Source organism: Avibacterium sp. 21-586 (genome assembly GCF_026226775.1).
In the GTDB taxonomy this organism is placed as follows: domain Bacteria; phylum Pseudomonadota; class Gammaproteobacteria; order Enterobacterales; family Pasteurellaceae; genus Avibacterium.
Window position 1 is genome coordinate 1,022,486 of the sequence record NZ_JAKKOD010000001.1, and the last position, 15,577, is coordinate 1,038,062.

The window sequence follows — 15,577 nt, forward strand, 5'->3', positions numbered from 1 at the left end:
GGGCGGATAACTCTTACGATCTAGATCGCAAAAATCACTTAGCATAAGACAAAACCGGCTATTTTCTTTTATTAAAAATACGCTACACTAAGTATGAAGCCGTTACAGTACGCCAGTCAAAAAATAAGGATAAAGTTATGCCGACCATTAGTGTTGCAATGATTGTAAAAAACGAACAACAAGATCTCGCACAATGCCTAGCAAGCGTGAAAGATTGGGTGGACGAGATTGTGATTTTAGACTCGGGTAGCACCGATAATACCAAAGAAATCGCCCTACAATATGGCGCGAAATTCTATGAAAATACCGATTGGCAAGGCTTCGGCAAGCAACGCCAACTTGCCCAGCAATATGTAACTTCTGATTATGTGTTATGGCTAGACGCTGATGAGCGCGTAACCGATGAGTTACGAGAAAATATTCAGCAAGCGGTGGCAAAAAATTTGCCAAATGTGGTGTACGATATTCCGCGCATCAGCGAAGTATTCGGGCGCTTAATTCGTCACTCGGGCTGGTATCCTGATTATGTGGTACGCTTGTATCAAACCCAGTATGCAGGCTATAACGATGCCTTAGTTCACGAAAAAGTGGTATATCCTACCAATGCAAAAGTGGAAAAATTGGCGGGTAACTTGCTGCATTACCCTTATAAAAATTTACATCATTACTTGGTGAAATCGGCCAATTATGCACAAGCTTGGGCGGAACAGCGCCATAGACAAGGGAAAAAAGCCACGCTGTTTCAAGGTGTTACCCACGGAATTAGTGCTTTTATTAAAATGTACGTATTAAAAGCAGGATTTTTAGATGGTAAACAGGGATTTTTATTGGCGGTGCTTTCAGCTTTTTCAGTATTTTCTAAATATGCTCAATTATGGTCAAAAGATGTTTCTAAATAATTATTAAGGTAAGAATATGAGCGAGACTAAACCAGAAATTTTATTTATTAATATGGCAAAAGGCTTTGGTGGTGGTGAATTCCAAACTGAGCAATTAATGTTAGCATTGCCTGAGTATAAAGTTTACTTTTTTGGAAAAAAGAATGGTAAGTTTATTCAGAAATTAAGAGAGCATAAAAATATTACTATTTTAAATCTTTTTCAGATAATTAAACGTGTGCTGAATAAGAAACCATTGATTATCCATGCTCAAGATGGCAGAGGAGCCCATATCGCAGGCTTTCTGAAATTGATCTCTGGAAAATCTGTTGTAATAACAAGGCATGTTGCCTTTCCATTTAAACGTAAATCTTCCACAAAATCTTATAAAAATGCTGATATATTGGTTGGAGTCAGCGAGCAGGTTAGTCATAACTTAAGAGATCTAAATAGTAATGTTAAAACAATTTATGGCTGCATAAAGCCTTTATTAGAAAATAATCAATTTGAACAAACATTTTTTTCAGAGAAAACCAGAAAGTTATCTATCGCTCATATTGGTAATTTACAAAAAGTTAAGAATTTTGAATTAACTATTGAGCTAGCAAAAAATTTTCCTGAAATATTATTTTATATTGTTGGTTCAGGCGAATTAGAACAAGCCTTGAAAGAACAGGCTAAAGACTTAAAAAATGTTATTTTTATTCCCTTCACGCCTTATATTGGCTCTATATTTAAGCATATTGATGTACAAATTCTTCCATCTTTCTTAGAAGGGTTACCCGGAGTTATTTTAGAAGGTTACCAATATAATATTCCTACTATTGCTAATGCAGTAGGTGGAATTCCAGAGATTATAGAAGATGGCAAAACAGGCTATTTAATCAAACACAATACACCTGAGTCCTATCAAAAAGTTTTAAAAGATCTACTTAACCATCCAGAACAACTGATTGAGTTAAAAGAAAATATCAAGCTGTATATGCGACATAATGATTTTTCTGCACAAAATATGGCAAAACAGTATGCTGAAATTTATCAGCATCTTTTAGCCGAGAAACCATAGCCATTTATACCGTTTTTGTAACGAATATTTGTTGCCTTTTTATCGGAAAAGCGTATAATCCACAGGCTTTTTGTCTATATATACAGAGAAAAAAGTAAGCATTCCCACTCCTTCGATGTGGGTTTTCTTTTAGTATTCATTAATTAGAGGAAGGTTATGGTAACCATTCGTTTATCTCGTGGCGGTTCTAAAAAACGCCCATTTTACCAAATTGTAGTAGCTGACAGCCGTTGCCCACGCGATGGTCGTTTTATTGAGCGTGTTGGCTTTTTCAACCCTTTAGCGGCAGGTAAAGCTGAGCGTCTTCGTATCAATCTTGAGCGTGTAAATGCTTGGGTTGAGAAAGGAGCAAGCTTATCAGATCGCGTTAGCTCTTTGGTAAAAGAAGCTCAACAAGCTGCAGCTTAATTGCAGTTTTTAAAGTTTATAGGTGAATGAAATGACGCAACAAAGAATTGAAGTAGTTGGTAAATTAGGCTCAACATACGGAATTCGTGGTTGGTTACGCATTTATTCATCAACAGAACAAGCCGAAAGCATTTTTGATTATCAGCCTTGGTTTTTAAAAATTAAAGGTCAATGGCAGCCAACAGAATTAGAAAGTTGGAAACATCATAATCACGAACTTATTGTTAAATTAAAAGGCATTAATGATCGTGAAATCGCACAAACCCTAACCAATGTTGAAATTGGTGTAGATTTATCTGTATTCCCTGAACTTGAAGAGGGGGATTATTATTGGCACGATTTAATTGGCTGCCAAGTGGTGAATCTGCAAGGTTACAATATGGGAACGGTGGCTGAGATGATGGAAACTGGCTCAAATGATGTATTAGTTGTACGAGCGAGTCAAAAAGATGCTTTTGGAAAACAAGAACGGTTAATTCCGTTTTTGTATGAACAAGTAGTTAAAAGAGTAGATCTCACCACCAAGACTATTGAAGTGGATTGGGACGCTGGTTTCTAAACTCAGGCATACAGTGAGCTTTAGGTTGTAGCATTTCGAGCCTACAAACTAGGAAAATAACAATGTGGATTGGTCTTGTTTCATTGTTCCCCGAAATGTTTAAAGCGATTACTGAGTATGGGGTAACGGGTAGAGCCGTAAAACAAAATCTCTTGCAAGTAAAATGTTGGAATCCGCGTGATTTCACCACGGATAAACATAAAACCGTTGATGACCGTCCTTACGGCGGTGGGCCTGGAATGTTGATGATGGTGCAACCATTACGTGATGCAATCCAAGCGGCTAAAACGGCAGCAGGAGAAGGTGCAAAGGTGATTTATCTTTCACCACAGGGACGTAAACTCGATCAAAATGGCGTAACAGAATTGGCACAAAATCAAAAATTGATTTTAGTCTGCGGTCGTTACGAAGGTATTGACGAACGAGTGATCCAAACTGAGATTGACGAAGAATGGTCGGTCGGTGATTACGTTCTCACTGGCGGTGAATTACCTGCAATGACATTGATTGATGCCGTTGCACGCTTTATCCCCGGAGTGCTAGGCAAACAGGCCTCTGCAGAAGAAGATTCTTTTGCCGAAGGTTTGCTTGACTGCCCTCACTATACTCGCCCAGAAGTGCTAGACGGAATGTCTGTACCTGCGGTGTTGATGTCGGGCAACCACGCTGAAATTCGTAAATGGCGGTTAAAACAATCGTTATTGCGAACCTGGTTAAGACGCCCTGAGCTATTGGAAAGCCTAGCTCTGACTGACGAACAACGGAAACTGCTGGCACGAGTCAAACTTGAACAGCAGGCAAATAAAGTTGATTAGTTGATTGCGAGTTTAATCATTCGCAAAATCATCAGTTAATACTAGGATCTTAGAAGGATTACACAATGAGTAACATCATTAAACAAATTGAACAAGAACAATTAAAACAAAACGTACCTAGCTTCCGCCCAGGTGATACTTTAGAAGTTAAAGTATGGGTTGTTGAAGGTAGTAAACGTCGTCTGCAAGCATTCGAAGGCGTGGTTATTGCAATTCGTAACCGCGGCTTGCACAGTGCATTCACTTTACGCAAAGTATCTAACGGTGTGGGCGTTGAGCGTGTATTCCAAACTCACTCACCAGTTGTAGATAGCATCGCCGTTAAACGTAAAGGTGCGGTTCGTAAAGCGAAACTTTACTACTTACGTGAGCGTTCGGGTAAATCTGCACGTATTAAAGAACGTCTTGGTGACTAATTTTCCAAACGCAAATTATAAGGGCTTGAGAGCAATCTCAAGCCTTTTTTAAATCAGCTAGCCAAATTTAAATAAATTTTCTCCCCTCTTCCATTTCACCAATTTTCACACATATGCTCTCCTATAAAATAAAAGAAATTTTTATTTATCATTGAGATTACTTATATAAAATAGTAAAGTAGGCGATTGTTTCTTATTTATTTAAACTCAGCGTAAAGGCGGAATCTATGGGAAAAAGTGTTGTTATCTTAGGTGCCCAATGGGGTGATGAAGGTAAAGGAAAGATAGTTGATCTATTAACAGATCGCGTAAAATACGTTGTACGTTATCAAGGCGGACACAATGCAGGGCATACACTAATTATTAACGGTGAAAAAACTGTATTACGCCTGATTCCATCAGGTATTTTGCGTGAAAACGTCACCTGTTTAATTGGTAATGGCGTTGTGCTTTCGCCTGAGGCCTTGATGCAAGAAATGGGAGAATTGGAAGAACGTGGTATTAATGTACGCGATCGTCTTCTTATTTCTGAAGCTTGCCCACTAATTTTACCTTATCACGTTGCAATGGATCACGCACGCGAAGCCGCATTAGGCAAAAAAGCTATTGGTACGACAGGCCGAGGAATTGGCCCTGCTTATGAAGATAAAGTTGCTCGCCGTGGATTGCGTGTAGGCGATTTATTTGATCTAGAAAATTTTGCAGAAAAGCTAAAAAATATTTTAGATTACTACAATTTCCAATTAGTGCATTATTACAAAGTTGAACCTGTCGATTATCAGAAAGTATTAAGTGCCGTAAAAGAAGTTGCTCCAGTTATTACAGGAATGGTTGCTGATATTACTGCAATTCTTGATATTGCGCGTAAAAATGGCGATAACATTCTGTTTGAAGGTGCGCAAGGAACAATGCTTGATATTGACCAAGGGACTTATCCTTATGTAACCAGTTCAAATACGACAGCAGGTGGTGTATCTACTGGTTCAGGGTTTGGACCACGCCATATTGATTATGTACTAGGCATTATCAAAGCCTATTGTACCCGTGTTGGTGGAGGCCCATTTGCTACAGAATTATTTGATGAAGTTGGTGCTGAAATTGCACGTAAAGGAAATGAATTTGGTGCAGTAACAGGTCGCCCTCGTCGTTGCGGGTGGTTTGATGCAGTAGCAATGCGCAGAGCCATTCAAGTGAACTCTATTTCTGGTTTTTGTATGACTAAACTTGATGTCCTAGATGGGTTCGATGAAATCAAAATCTGTGTCGGCTACAAAATGCCAAATGGTGAAATCGCTGAATTTGCCCCTCTCGCGGCGAAAGATTGGGAAGGTGTTGAGCCTATTTATGAAACTCTCCCCGGCTGGAAAGAAAACACTTTTGGCGTAACCGATGTCAATAAATTGCCAGAAAACACTCGTAAATATATTAAACGTATTGAAGAAGTAACTGGCGTGCCTGTGGACATTCTTTCAACAGGGCCTGATCGCCTTGAAACAATGATTTTACGTGACCCATTTTCTGCATAATGCAATAATTATGTTCATCTACTAAAACAAGCCCAAGATATTTTTTCTTGGGCTTTGAAATTGCTGAAATTCCTACCGCACTTTTTTCTGCACTTACTAATTGTGCTTGCTTACTCATTATCTTTAGCCAGTTAATGGCATCATTTTTCAGCTATTCTGCCTTCTTCTTATTTTATCTAATACTCAGTAAGCTGATTTTATCTTTCTCAATTTCTAGAACATAAAAAAATCTGCACCCTACTTGGCTTTTGCCTTTTGAGTGCAGATTATTTATTCAGCAATTAAGCGAATAACTTCGTTAAATTAGAAGTAAACGCGTAAACCAACACCATAACGATTATCTTTAGCTGATGAAGTTGAACCAGTAACAGTCACATCATTACCTTCAATCGTGCCAGTACCTTTTACTCGAGAATGAGCATATTCAACATAAGCCACAACATTTTTGTTAAATGCGTAGTCTGCACCAACTAAATAAACGTTTTCTCTAAGTTTTTGATTTTGGTCAACACTTAATTCGCCAACGACAGAACGTAAGAAGTTCGCATCACCTTTATCAAAGCTTAATCCACCTTTGTAGCCTTTATATTCATTGCGCTCCCAAATAGCATAGACAGAAGCGTTATCTAAATATTGGTATTTAGCAGCAACTTCTAAGAAACGGCCTTTACCGCCTCTGTCTTGGCTTTGATGTTCTTTATAAGAAGATTGACCATATTCAGCACCAAAAGTTACTGGACCGTAAACAAATTGTGAAGCTACACGCCATGATTGAACTTTAAGGCCTGTATCGTTTGACAATGCAGAACCATTGTCATTAACTTCAACGGTATAACCGGCATTTAAATTTACACCAACGTCATCAAACTGAGCAGCATAAAATGCTGATGTACCATAAGCATATTTAAGGTTATCATCTGCATTATTTTTCTTAGCTTGACCGAAAGTATAATCAGCACCGAAACCTAAAGTTTGACCTTCAGCTAATTGATAGTCTGCTGAACGGAAAGAAACGACTTTATTTCCACCAGTGAATAGATTGTTGCTACCACCAAATAAATAAGAATGATCGTTAAGTTCTACTGAATCACCTGTAGTAGCCTGTTTACCAAATGAAACACGACCTAAATCATCTTTTTCAAGAGCCAACCATAATTTGTTAGTTTTGATGTTGTTGAATGAAGAATTAGTATCCCATTTATCACCACCATCATTGAAACGTAAACGGGTATAACCGATTACTTTAACGCCTTCACCTAAATCTTGTTGCGCTTTAAATTCTAAACGAGAGCCGTTGTTTCTTAAGTCAGCACGTTCGTTATCGTTAAATTTACCTAACACAACTTCTACACGGCCACCTACATCAACTTTTGTGCCATCTTGGTTATAAACTGTTGCTGCGTTTGCTGAAGTAGCTACAGCTGCTACTGCTAATGCTAATAATGTCTTTTTCATAATAAAATTCCTTTCAGAATTAAGTTGTTATAACAATTTAAAAGTAAATTAGCCTCATTTTTTGACAGAAAAGGGCAAATCCACTTCGCTTTAAGCGAGTTCATATTGGCAAAGAAATATTGCCCTGTCAACCAAAATTACAAAAAGTTCATTTTATTTAGCGCACAAAATTACATTTTTTAATAAATTTATAAATTCTTAGTACCTAAAATACAAATAATAATTAAAGAAAAAGCCCACATAAAAAGGTTTATGTGGGCAAATGAGAGAATAATTATTACTAGAATAACATACGAGCACCAACAGCGATACGATAATTTGCTTTTTCGTTCGCATTTAATACTCTTCCACCTTGGGTAACTTTACCTTTTCCCCCTTCAACATAAGCGACTAATTTTTTGTTGAATTTGTGATCTACCCCAAGCATCCAACCACGCATTTTCAATGCTTCCACACTAGGATCTGCTTTTTTACCCTTCGCAAAGTAATATTGCCCATAGACCGCATTTTGCTCAGTTACATCTACTTTTACCCCAACTAAAAAACGATCATTCTTATGTAATGACGCTTTATACCCTGCTATTTTTTGGAAACCAATATTACCACTTTCAACGCCTTGTTTAGATACTCGACCAAATGCCCAGTCAAAACCGACTCGAAGAACATCATATTTCACTTCTAAGCCTATACCGCCTCGTTTTAATTTATATTGATCTTGTTCTAATCCACTTGCGGATTGGGTAACTATAGAATAACCAGATCCAAAACGTACTCCGAAATCACCAAAGGTATTATCATAAAATAAACCAACCCCATAACCTTGACCTTCGTCCCAGCCCGTTGTACCGCTTGAAAGACCATTTGCCTTATTCGCTTGTCCAAAGTAATAATCTGCAGCAAAGCGGAAACCTTCAAATTTGTTTGACATAAAATGCGCTGCTTTCTTATGTGCATCAAAGAAGATATTACCACCACCATCGTAAGTATAATTTGCTTTAGGAATATGATCGCCTAGATGTAATTGGCGACCAAAAGTTAATGTTCCCACATCTTTTTGGCTTAATCCTAAAAATAAACGGTGCGTTCTTAAATTTCCACCGATAGCATCTACCGCCCCACTACCGTTAGAGAAGCGTAATTCAACACCACCAAACACTTTAAACCCTTCAGCCAAATCATGATATGCTCTTACGCGTACACGGGAACCAATATCTCGTAGATCACTACGCTGTCCCGAATCATTACGTAATTCAAAATGCATACGTCCATCAAGATCGAGCTTTGTGCCATCCTTTTCATAAAGTACAGTTGCACTTGCGGCTGTTGAAACCATTGCTACCACGGCTAATGCGATAAGTGTCTTTTTCATAATTAATTTCCTTTTTTCTAGGTTTATTATTAACAGAATAGAGCTTAATTTCCGTTCTATTCATAAAAATTCTATTTTTATGAATCTTTTATCAATGAAAAATATAGAAACGTTATTTTTTTCTGTCAAAAATTCTCTAAAACTGAAAACCCCATAAAAATCGCTAAGAAAACAATAAGTTAAAAGATAATATAATTTAAAAATACGCGAAAAAAGTGTGATATATATAACATTTTCTTACTTATCTCATTTTGACAAGATCACTATTAAAAAGAATAACATTATGAAATATAAGTTCTTTTTATCAATCCAAATGGAGCAATGAAGTAATATTCAAAAAAATAAATATTTTTAGTAACTTTACTTTATTTTTGTGTAGAAGATCACATTTCTGTGAAAAAAAACCGCACTTTCAGTAAGTTATCAATAAAAGTGCGGGGATTTTTTAGGGGATTTTAGGCTTACGCATTTTCAATACTAAACGCCATTGTCTCTTTAATACTATCGAGTTCTAAAGCTATCATTATTAAGCGATCAACACCTAAGGCAACCCCAGCACAATTAGGCACACCGGCTTGAAGTGCGGCAAGGAATCGTTCATCTAGCTGGCGAATTGGTAAGCCTAGTTTTTCACGTTGGCAATTATCTTGTTCAAAGCGATGGCGTTGTTCATTCGCATCGGTGAGTTCATTAAAACCGTTAGCTAGTTCAATACCTTTATAGTAGAACTCAAAGCGCTCCGCCACACGGTGATCTTCCGAGCTAATTTGTGCTAACGCGGCTTGAGTTGCGGGAAAATGATAAATGGCTACCGGACGTTCTTGCCCTATTTGCGGTTCGATCACGGTGCTGAATAAAAATTGTAGTAAGGTATCCCTATCTTCATTTTCAGCCCATTCTAAGCGGTATTCTTTTGCTTTAGTAATTAATTCTTCGTGTGATACTGAAAGCGGATCAATCCCCACATATTCTTGGAAGGCAAATTGATAGCTCATACTTTCTGCGGGCTCACAATCCAGAATTTGTTGTAATAGATCATCCACTTCATTAATTAAACGATACATATCAAAATGTGGACGATACCACTCCAACATCGTAAATTCAGGATTATGCTTTCTGCCTGACTCTTCATTACGGAACACTTTACATAGCTGAAAAATCGCGCCACTGCCAGCCGCAAGTAGACGTTTCATTGGATATTCTGGACTGGTAGAAAGCCAAAGTGTTTTTGATTGATGACCAAAAGGAGAAATAAATTCAGTACAGAAGGTAGCAAGATGCACATCCGTTACGCCAAATTCACTTAAAATAGGGGTCTCCACTTCTAATAAACCACGATCAGTGAAAAAGCGGCGAATTTCTGCCATTATCTTGGCTCGTGCTAATAAATTATGAATAGTAGCCGTTGGACGCCATTGGTCATTTTCTGTCATAAAATCCCCTAATAATTTCTTTGATAAGATAAAGTGCGGTTATTTTACCTGAAATATTTTTGCAAGATGAGTTATTTTTACATAATGTATTTATTCTATAAAAAGAGGAAATACTCATTAAGGTAGCCCTGCTAACCTAACTTTTTTGAGTTAGATCACACTTTCAAACTTTGCTCTGCTTTTTTGATAAAAAAGTCTGATTTATTTTATAAAAGCGTGGCAAAATAAGCTTACCCTAACAAATTTCAAACAATTTGAAATTTTCTCAGACATTTCAATTTCATCTACTTTATATTGGAGGAAATCGTGCAAACTGTTAATGTCGATATTGCAATTGTTGGTGCTGGTGGCGGTGGCTTACGAGCGGCAATTGCAGCAGCACAGGCAAATCCAAACCTTAAAATTGCCTTAGTTTCAAAAGTTTACCCTATGCGTAGCCATACTGTGGCTGCAGAAGGGGGCGCCGCTGCAGTAATCAAGGAAGAAGACTCTTATGATAAACATTTCCACGATACCGTAGCTGGGGGCGATTGGTTATGTGAACAAGACGTGGTGGAATACTTTGTAGAACATTCCCCTGTTGAGATGACACAATTAGAACGCTGGGGCTGCCCTTGGAGTCGTAAACAAGACGGTGATGTGAATGTGCGCCGTTTCGGTGGAATGAAAATCGAACGGACTTGGTTCGCCGCCGATAAAACAGGCTTCCACTTGTTACATACCCTTTTCCAAACTTCAATGCAATTCCCACAAATTCAACGCTTTGATGAGCATTTCGTGTTAGATATTCTTGTTGATGATGGCCACGCACGTGGTATGGTGGCAATGAATATGATGGAAGGCACATTGGTGCAAATCAATGCCAATGCAGTAATTATCGCAACCGGTGGTGGTTGTCGTGCATTCCGTTTCAATACAAACGGCGGCATTGTAACGGGTGATGGTTTATCAATGGCCTATCGCCACGGCGTGCCATTGCGTGATATGGAATTCGTGCAATATCACCCAACCGGCTTACCAAATACCGGGATTTTGATGACAGAAGGCTGTCGTGGTGAAGGTGGTATTTTGGTCAATAAAGACGGCTACCGCTATTTACAAGATTATGGTCTAGGTCCTGAAACGCCAATCGGTAAACCTGAAAATAAATATATGGAATTAGGCCCGCGTGATAAAGTGTCGCAAGCATTCTGGCAAGAATGGCGTAAAGGTAATACCTTAAAAACCGCAAAAGGCGTGGACGTGGTTCACCTTGACTTACGTCATTTAGGTGAAAAATATTTGCACGAACGTTTACCATTTATTTGTGAACTGGCTAACGCTTATGAAGGCGTTGATCCTGCAAAAGCACCAATTCCTGTACGTCCTGTTGTGCATTACACAATGGGTGGTATTGAAGTGGATTTCAACAGCGAAACCCGTATTAAAGGTCTATTTGCTGTGGGTGAATGTGCTTCATCAGGCTTGCACGGTGCGAACCGTTTAGGTTCTAACTCACTTGCCGAATTAGTGGTATTAGGCCGTGTTGCCGGTGAATATGCAGCAAAACGTGCTACTGAAGCGGCACCTGCCAACCAAACAGCGGTAGATGCGCAAGCTCGCGATGTGATCCAACGTTTAGAGGATTTATATAACCAAGAAGGTACTGAATCTTGGTCACAAATCCGTGATGAAATGGGCGATTCAATGGAAGAAGGTTGTGGTATTTATCGTACACAAGAAAGTATGCAACAAACCGTTGATAAAATTGCTGAACTAAAAGAACGTTATAAACGCATTCGCATTGCTGATCGCTCAAGCGTATTCAACACCAATGTACTTTATACCGTAGAATTAGGTTACATTTTAGACGTGGCACAATCTATCGCAAATTCAGCTATTGAGCGTAAAGAATCTCGTGGTGCTCACCAACGTTTAGACTACACAGAACGTGATGATGTGAATTACTTAAAACACACTTTGGCTTTCTACAATGAAGATGGTATGCCACGCATTGAATACAGCCCAGTGAAAATCACAAAATCTCAACCTGCAAAACGTGTTTATGGTGCGGAAGCTGAAGCGCAAGAAGCGGCAGCGAAAGCTAAGGAGCAAACAAATGGCTAATCAAGCAATGATGAATATCGAGGTTCTGCGTTATAACCCTGAAATAGATAAAGAACCTTATTTAAGAACTTACCAAGTGCCTTATGATAGCCAAACCTCATTGTTAGATGCACTTGGCTATATTAAAGATAAACTTGAGCCGGAATTGTCTTACCGCTGGTCTTGTCGTATGGCAATTTGTGGTTCGTGCGGAATGATGGTGAACGATAAGCCTAAACTCGCTTGTAAAACCTTCTTGCGTGATTATAGCGGTCATATGCGTATCGAACCATTAGCTAACTTCCCGATTGAGCGCGATTTAGTGGTGGATCTCAGCCACTTTATCGAAAGTTTAGAAAGCATTAAGCCTTATATTATCGGTAATGAAGCACCGCCATTAGATGGCAAACCGCACCCATCAGCGGAATTGGCGAAAAGCCGCACCAAGCAAACACCAGCACAATTAGAGAAATATCGTCAATTCTCAATGTGTATTAACTGTGGTTTATGCTATGCCGCTTGTCCACAATTCGGCTTAAATCCAGAATTTGTCGGCCCTGCTGCAATTACATTGGCACATCGCTATAACCTTGATAATCGTGATCACGGTAAAGCTGAACGAATGAAAATTCTTAACGGTGACAACGGGGTGTGGAGCTGTACATTCGTGGGTTACTGTTCTGAAGTGTGTCCAAAACACGTTAATCCAGCCTCCGCAGTGAACCAAGGCAAAATCGAAAGTGCGAAAGACTACGTTTTTGCAATGTTAAAACCGCAAAACTAAAGGAGAAGTAAAATGACAACAGTAACAGCAAGCAAACGCAAAAAATATGTGCGTGAAGTGAAACCAACTTGGTGGAAAAAGTTAGATTTTTACAAATTCTATGTATTGCGTGAAAGCACAGCCATTCCAACCCTATGGTTTTGTTTAGAGCTATTTTACGGCTTAATTTGCCTAGGCAATGGCACATTTGCCACAAACTTTGTTCATTTCTTGCAAAACCCAATTGTGGTGATTTTAAATATCATCACCCTAGGGGCAGTGCTATTAAATAGCTACACGTTCTTTAATATGGCACCACAAATGGCCAATATTATTGTGAAAAATGAACGCCTAGATGCCAAATTAATCTCTCGCATATTCTGGGGGATCACCGCTTTCGTTAGCATTATTACCTTAATTCTCGTATAGGAAATAAGAATATGAATAAACAAAATCCAAAACGTTCAAATGAACCTGTTGTATGGTTATTATTTGGTGCGGGCGGTGCAATCAGTGCCGTATTCTTCCCTGTTCTTGTGCTAATTTTTGGTTTCTTGCTTCCTTTTGATCTTATCTCTCCAGATAATATCATTGCCTTTGCTAGCACTTGGATCGGTAAGCTAATTATCCTAGCTATGCTCATTTTCCCTGCTTGGTGTGGTATTCACCGAGTACATCTTGGATTGCACGATTTTAAAGTGCATATCCCTGCTGCAGGTGTGATTTTTTATGGCTTAGCCTGTTTATTTTCTTTATTAACTGTCTTTGCTGTATTTAAAATCTAAACTATTAGATTAGAAAAGAGAGAACGCGAAAATAAGGATTTTAAAGATAGTTCGTATTATTACTTGACGCCGGAGACTCAACTCTTTATCATTCATTATCCTTAATGGAGGAATGGTCGAGTGGTTGAAGGCACCGGTCTTGAAAACCGGCGAGGGTTTACGCCCTCCAAGAGTTCGAATCTCTTTTCCTCCGCCATATTCTAAAAGCCAGCTCAATAGCTGGCTTTTTTATTAATCGCTAGCTCATTTCAAAATTGTTCAAATAATAAGGCACTCAATACGTAAGCAAGTTAAAGATAGGTATAAAAATGAGAGATTCAAGAAATGAAATTATCGTTTTATGTTGGCGGAACGGACGGGACTCGAACCCGCGACCCCCTGCGTGACAGGCAGGTATTCTAACCAGCTGAACTACCGCTCCGAATCAAAAGAAATGGCGGAATGGACGGGACTCGAACCCGCGACCCCCTGCGTGACAGGCAGGTATTCTAACCAGCTGAACTACCACTCCGCTTCAACGGTGGGAATAATAATCTTGAATAATAATCTGGTCAAGTGATTTTTATCTCTTACTGCTCAACTGGTTAATTAACAATCGCTAATGAATGACATCATTTTCAATTCGTTTAATCCACAAACAATTTTCTTTACTTTTCTTCGCTATCATTTTGAGATATTCTCGATGAGCTTCTAATTCCGCTTCATCAGCCGAGATAACAACAAAATCTTGCAAAATATCTACCGCACTTTGCACTTCTATTTTGCCCTCTTGTTCATTTAAAACTGGTTCAGCATCACTTTCCTCAAATAAACTGGTTTGACCGCCAGTCATTGCCAGATAAACATCACCTAAAATTTCAGCATCCAGTAATGCACCATGCAATGTTCGCTTACTATTATCTATATGTAAGCGATCACAAAGTGCATCTAAACTATTGCGTTTACCTGGATACATTTGGCGAGCCATTTGCAAAGTATCCGTTACCACACAAATATCACTCGTTTTTACGGGAATATTATGCTTTTCAAATTCATAATCCATAAAGCCCACATCAAAGGGCGCATTATGAATGAGTAGCTCTGCTCCTTTAATAAAATCAATAAACTCTTGTGCCACTTCAGCAAAACTTGGTTTATCTTTTAACATTTCATCCGTAATACCATGTACTTTGATTGCTTCTGGATCAACTTCTCTATCGGGTTTAATATATAAATGCAGTTTACGCCCTGTATACTTACGATTGATCATTTCTACCGCACCAATTTCAATGATGCAATGTCCTAGGTAGTGCTTGCCTAGCTGATTCATCCCTGTTGTTTCGGTATCTAGCACAATTTGACGCGGAGAAATTTGTGAATCTGTCATACAATCCTATCTCTTTAAATCGTTTTACTGTATTATCGCCTTATTTGAAAAAAATTTATAGCTATAATTCTTATATATAATGTTAAAAAAAATTGAAATTTTTACTGATGGTTCTTGCTTAGGTAACCCAGGTAAAGGCGGTATTGGCATTCTGCTACGTTATAAAGCACACGAAAAGCAAATTTCTAAAGGCTATTTTCAAACAACCAATAATCGAATGGAATTACGCGCTGTAATTGAAGCCTTGCGAACCTTAAAAGAACCTTGCGCTATTACATTACATAGTGATAGCCAATATATGAAAAATGGTATCACTAAGTGGATTTTTAGCTGGAAAAAAAATAATTGGAAGTCCAGTACGGGGAAAACGGTAAAAAACCAAGATCTTTGGATTGCTTTAGATCAGGCTATTCAGCCACACCAAATAAATTGGCAATGGGTGAAAGGACACAGTGGACATCGTGAAAATGAAATATGCGATGAGCTCGCTAAACAGGGAGCGCAAAATCCCACTTTAGAAGATGTGGGTTATCAACCCACTTAATCTATTTTCCTTGAATAAGGTAATCTGAAAATAAAGTATAGAAGAGCAGAGTCGCTCTTCTACAAATTAAATTTAAAGACTTTCACGCTAAACAAGAAACACGCATTTT

General features: G+C 38.5%; 16 protein-coding genes and 3 tRNA genes. 13 read left to right on the forward strand and 6 right to left on the reverse strand.

The window, feature by feature from the left end; genetic code table 11:
* Positions 1 to 137: 137 nt before the first annotated feature.
* The 7 genes from L5B71_RS04655 (at position 138) to purA (ending at position 5,668) form a co-directional block, all read left to right on the forward strand.
* On the forward strand, positions 138 to 899 hold the full coding sequence (locus L5B71_RS04655) for a glycosyltransferase family 2 protein (protein WP_265757217.1): 762 nt from the start codon (positions 138 to 140) through the stop codon (positions 897 to 899).
* A 16-nt stretch (positions 900 to 915) separates the two neighbouring features.
* On the forward strand, positions 916 to 1,944 hold the full coding sequence (locus tag L5B71_RS04660) for a glycosyltransferase family 4 protein (protein WP_265757218.1): 1,029 nt from the start codon (positions 916 to 918) through the stop codon (positions 1,942 to 1,944).
* Between the two features lie 156 nt (positions 1,945 to 2,100).
* Complete coding sequence (gene rpsP, locus L5B71_RS04665; RefSeq protein ID WP_265757219.1) at positions 2,101 to 2,352, forward strand: 30S ribosomal protein S16; 252 nt, start codon at positions 2,101 to 2,103, stop codon at positions 2,350 to 2,352.
* 31 nt (positions 2,353 to 2,383) lie between these two features.
* Positions 2,384 to 2,911 (forward strand): ribosome maturation factor RimM, encoded by a 528-nt coding sequence (rimM, locus tag L5B71_RS04670; RefSeq protein ID WP_103853871.1) that lies wholly within the window; start codon positions 2,384 to 2,386, stop codon positions 2,909 to 2,911.
* Positions 2,912 to 2,973: 62 nt separating this feature from the next.
* A complete protein-coding gene (trmD, locus tag L5B71_RS04675; RefSeq protein ID WP_265757220.1) occupies positions 2,974 to 3,726 on the forward strand; it encodes a tRNA (guanosine(37)-N1)-methyltransferase TrmD in 753 nt (250 codons plus the stop codon).
* Positions 3,727 to 3,791: 65 nt separating this feature from the next.
* Positions 3,792 to 4,142 (forward strand): 50S ribosomal protein L19, encoded by a 351-nt coding sequence (gene rplS, locus L5B71_RS04680; RefSeq protein WP_103853869.1) that lies wholly within the window; start codon positions 3,792 to 3,794, stop codon positions 4,140 to 4,142.
* 227 nt (positions 4,143 to 4,369) lie between these two features.
* Complete coding sequence (gene purA, locus L5B71_RS04685; protein ID WP_265757221.1) at positions 4,370 to 5,668, forward strand: adenylosuccinate synthase; 1,299 nt, start codon at positions 4,370 to 4,372, stop codon at positions 5,666 to 5,668.
* A gap of 303 nt (positions 5,669 to 5,971) precedes the next feature.
* Here the strand turns inward: purA and L5B71_RS04690 are convergent, their stop codons facing one another.
* The 3 genes from L5B71_RS04690 to epmA form a co-directional block, all read right to left on the reverse strand.
* On the reverse strand, positions 5,972 to 7,123 hold the full coding sequence (locus tag L5B71_RS04690; protein ID WP_265757222.1) for a porin: 1,152 nt from the start codon (positions 7,121 to 7,123) through the stop codon (positions 5,972 to 5,974).
* 280 nt (positions 7,124 to 7,403) lie between these two features.
* Positions 7,404 to 8,492 (reverse strand): porin, encoded by a 1,089-nt coding sequence (locus L5B71_RS04695; RefSeq protein ID WP_265757223.1) that lies wholly within the window; start codon positions 8,490 to 8,492, stop codon positions 7,404 to 7,406.
* A 461-nt stretch (positions 8,493 to 8,953) separates the two neighbouring features.
* Positions 8,954 to 9,925 carry an elongation factor P--(R)-beta-lysine ligase gene (epmA, locus tag L5B71_RS04700; RefSeq protein ID WP_265757224.1) on the reverse strand — a complete coding sequence of 324 codons (972 nt, stop codon included), beginning with the start codon at positions 9,923 to 9,925 and terminating at the stop codon, positions 8,954 to 8,956.
* A 306-nt stretch (positions 9,926 to 10,231) separates the two neighbouring features.
* Between epmA and frdA the strand changes: the two genes are divergently transcribed.
* The 5 genes from frdA (at position 10,232) to L5B71_RS04725 (ending at position 13,754) form a co-directional block, all read left to right on the forward strand.
* Positions 10,232 to 12,031, forward strand: coding sequence for a fumarate reductase (quinol) flavoprotein subunit (gene frdA / locus L5B71_RS04705; protein ID WP_265757225.1), 1,800 nt, complete (start codon positions 10,232 to 10,234; stop codon positions 12,029 to 12,031).
* On the forward strand, positions 12,024 to 12,794 hold the full coding sequence (locus tag L5B71_RS04710; RefSeq protein WP_265757226.1) for a succinate dehydrogenase/fumarate reductase iron-sulfur subunit: 771 nt from the start codon (positions 12,024 to 12,026) through the stop codon (positions 12,792 to 12,794). The genes frdA and L5B71_RS04710 overlap by 8 nt, the downstream gene beginning before the upstream one ends.
* Positions 12,795 to 12,806: 12 nt before the next feature.
* Positions 12,807 to 13,202: a fumarate reductase subunit FrdC gene (gene frdC / locus L5B71_RS04715; RefSeq protein WP_265757227.1), complete on the forward strand. Its 396-nt coding sequence runs from the start codon at positions 12,807 to 12,809 to the stop codon at positions 13,200 to 13,202.
* Positions 13,203 to 13,213: 11 nt separating this feature from the next.
* On the forward strand, positions 13,214 to 13,558 hold the full coding sequence (gene frdD / locus L5B71_RS04720; protein ID WP_265757228.1) for a fumarate reductase subunit FrdD: 345 nt from the start codon (positions 13,214 to 13,216) through the stop codon (positions 13,556 to 13,558).
* 106 nt (positions 13,559 to 13,664) lie between these two features.
* A tRNA-Ser gene (locus L5B71_RS04725) sits at positions 13,665 to 13,754 on the forward strand.
* A 148-nt stretch (positions 13,755 to 13,902) separates the two neighbouring features.
* Here L5B71_RS04725 and L5B71_RS04730 read toward each other — a convergent pair.
* From L5B71_RS04730 to dnaQ, 3 genes are all read right to left on the reverse strand, one after another.
* Positions 13,903 to 13,979, reverse strand: a tRNA-Asp gene (locus tag L5B71_RS04730).
* 13 nt (positions 13,980 to 13,992) lie between these two features.
* Positions 13,993 to 14,069, reverse strand: a tRNA-Asp gene (locus tag L5B71_RS04735).
* An 87-nt stretch (positions 14,070 to 14,156) separates the two neighbouring features.
* Complete coding sequence (gene dnaQ / locus L5B71_RS04740) at positions 14,157 to 14,924, reverse strand: DNA polymerase III subunit epsilon (RefSeq protein WP_265757229.1); 768 nt, start codon at positions 14,922 to 14,924, stop codon at positions 14,157 to 14,159.
* A 79-nt stretch (positions 14,925 to 15,003) separates the two neighbouring features.
* Between dnaQ and rnhA the strand changes: the two genes are divergently transcribed.
* Complete coding sequence (gene rnhA / locus L5B71_RS04745) at positions 15,004 to 15,468, forward strand: ribonuclease HI (RefSeq protein WP_265757230.1); 465 nt, start codon at positions 15,004 to 15,006, stop codon at positions 15,466 to 15,468.
* Positions 15,469 to 15,577 lie beyond the last annotated feature (109 nt).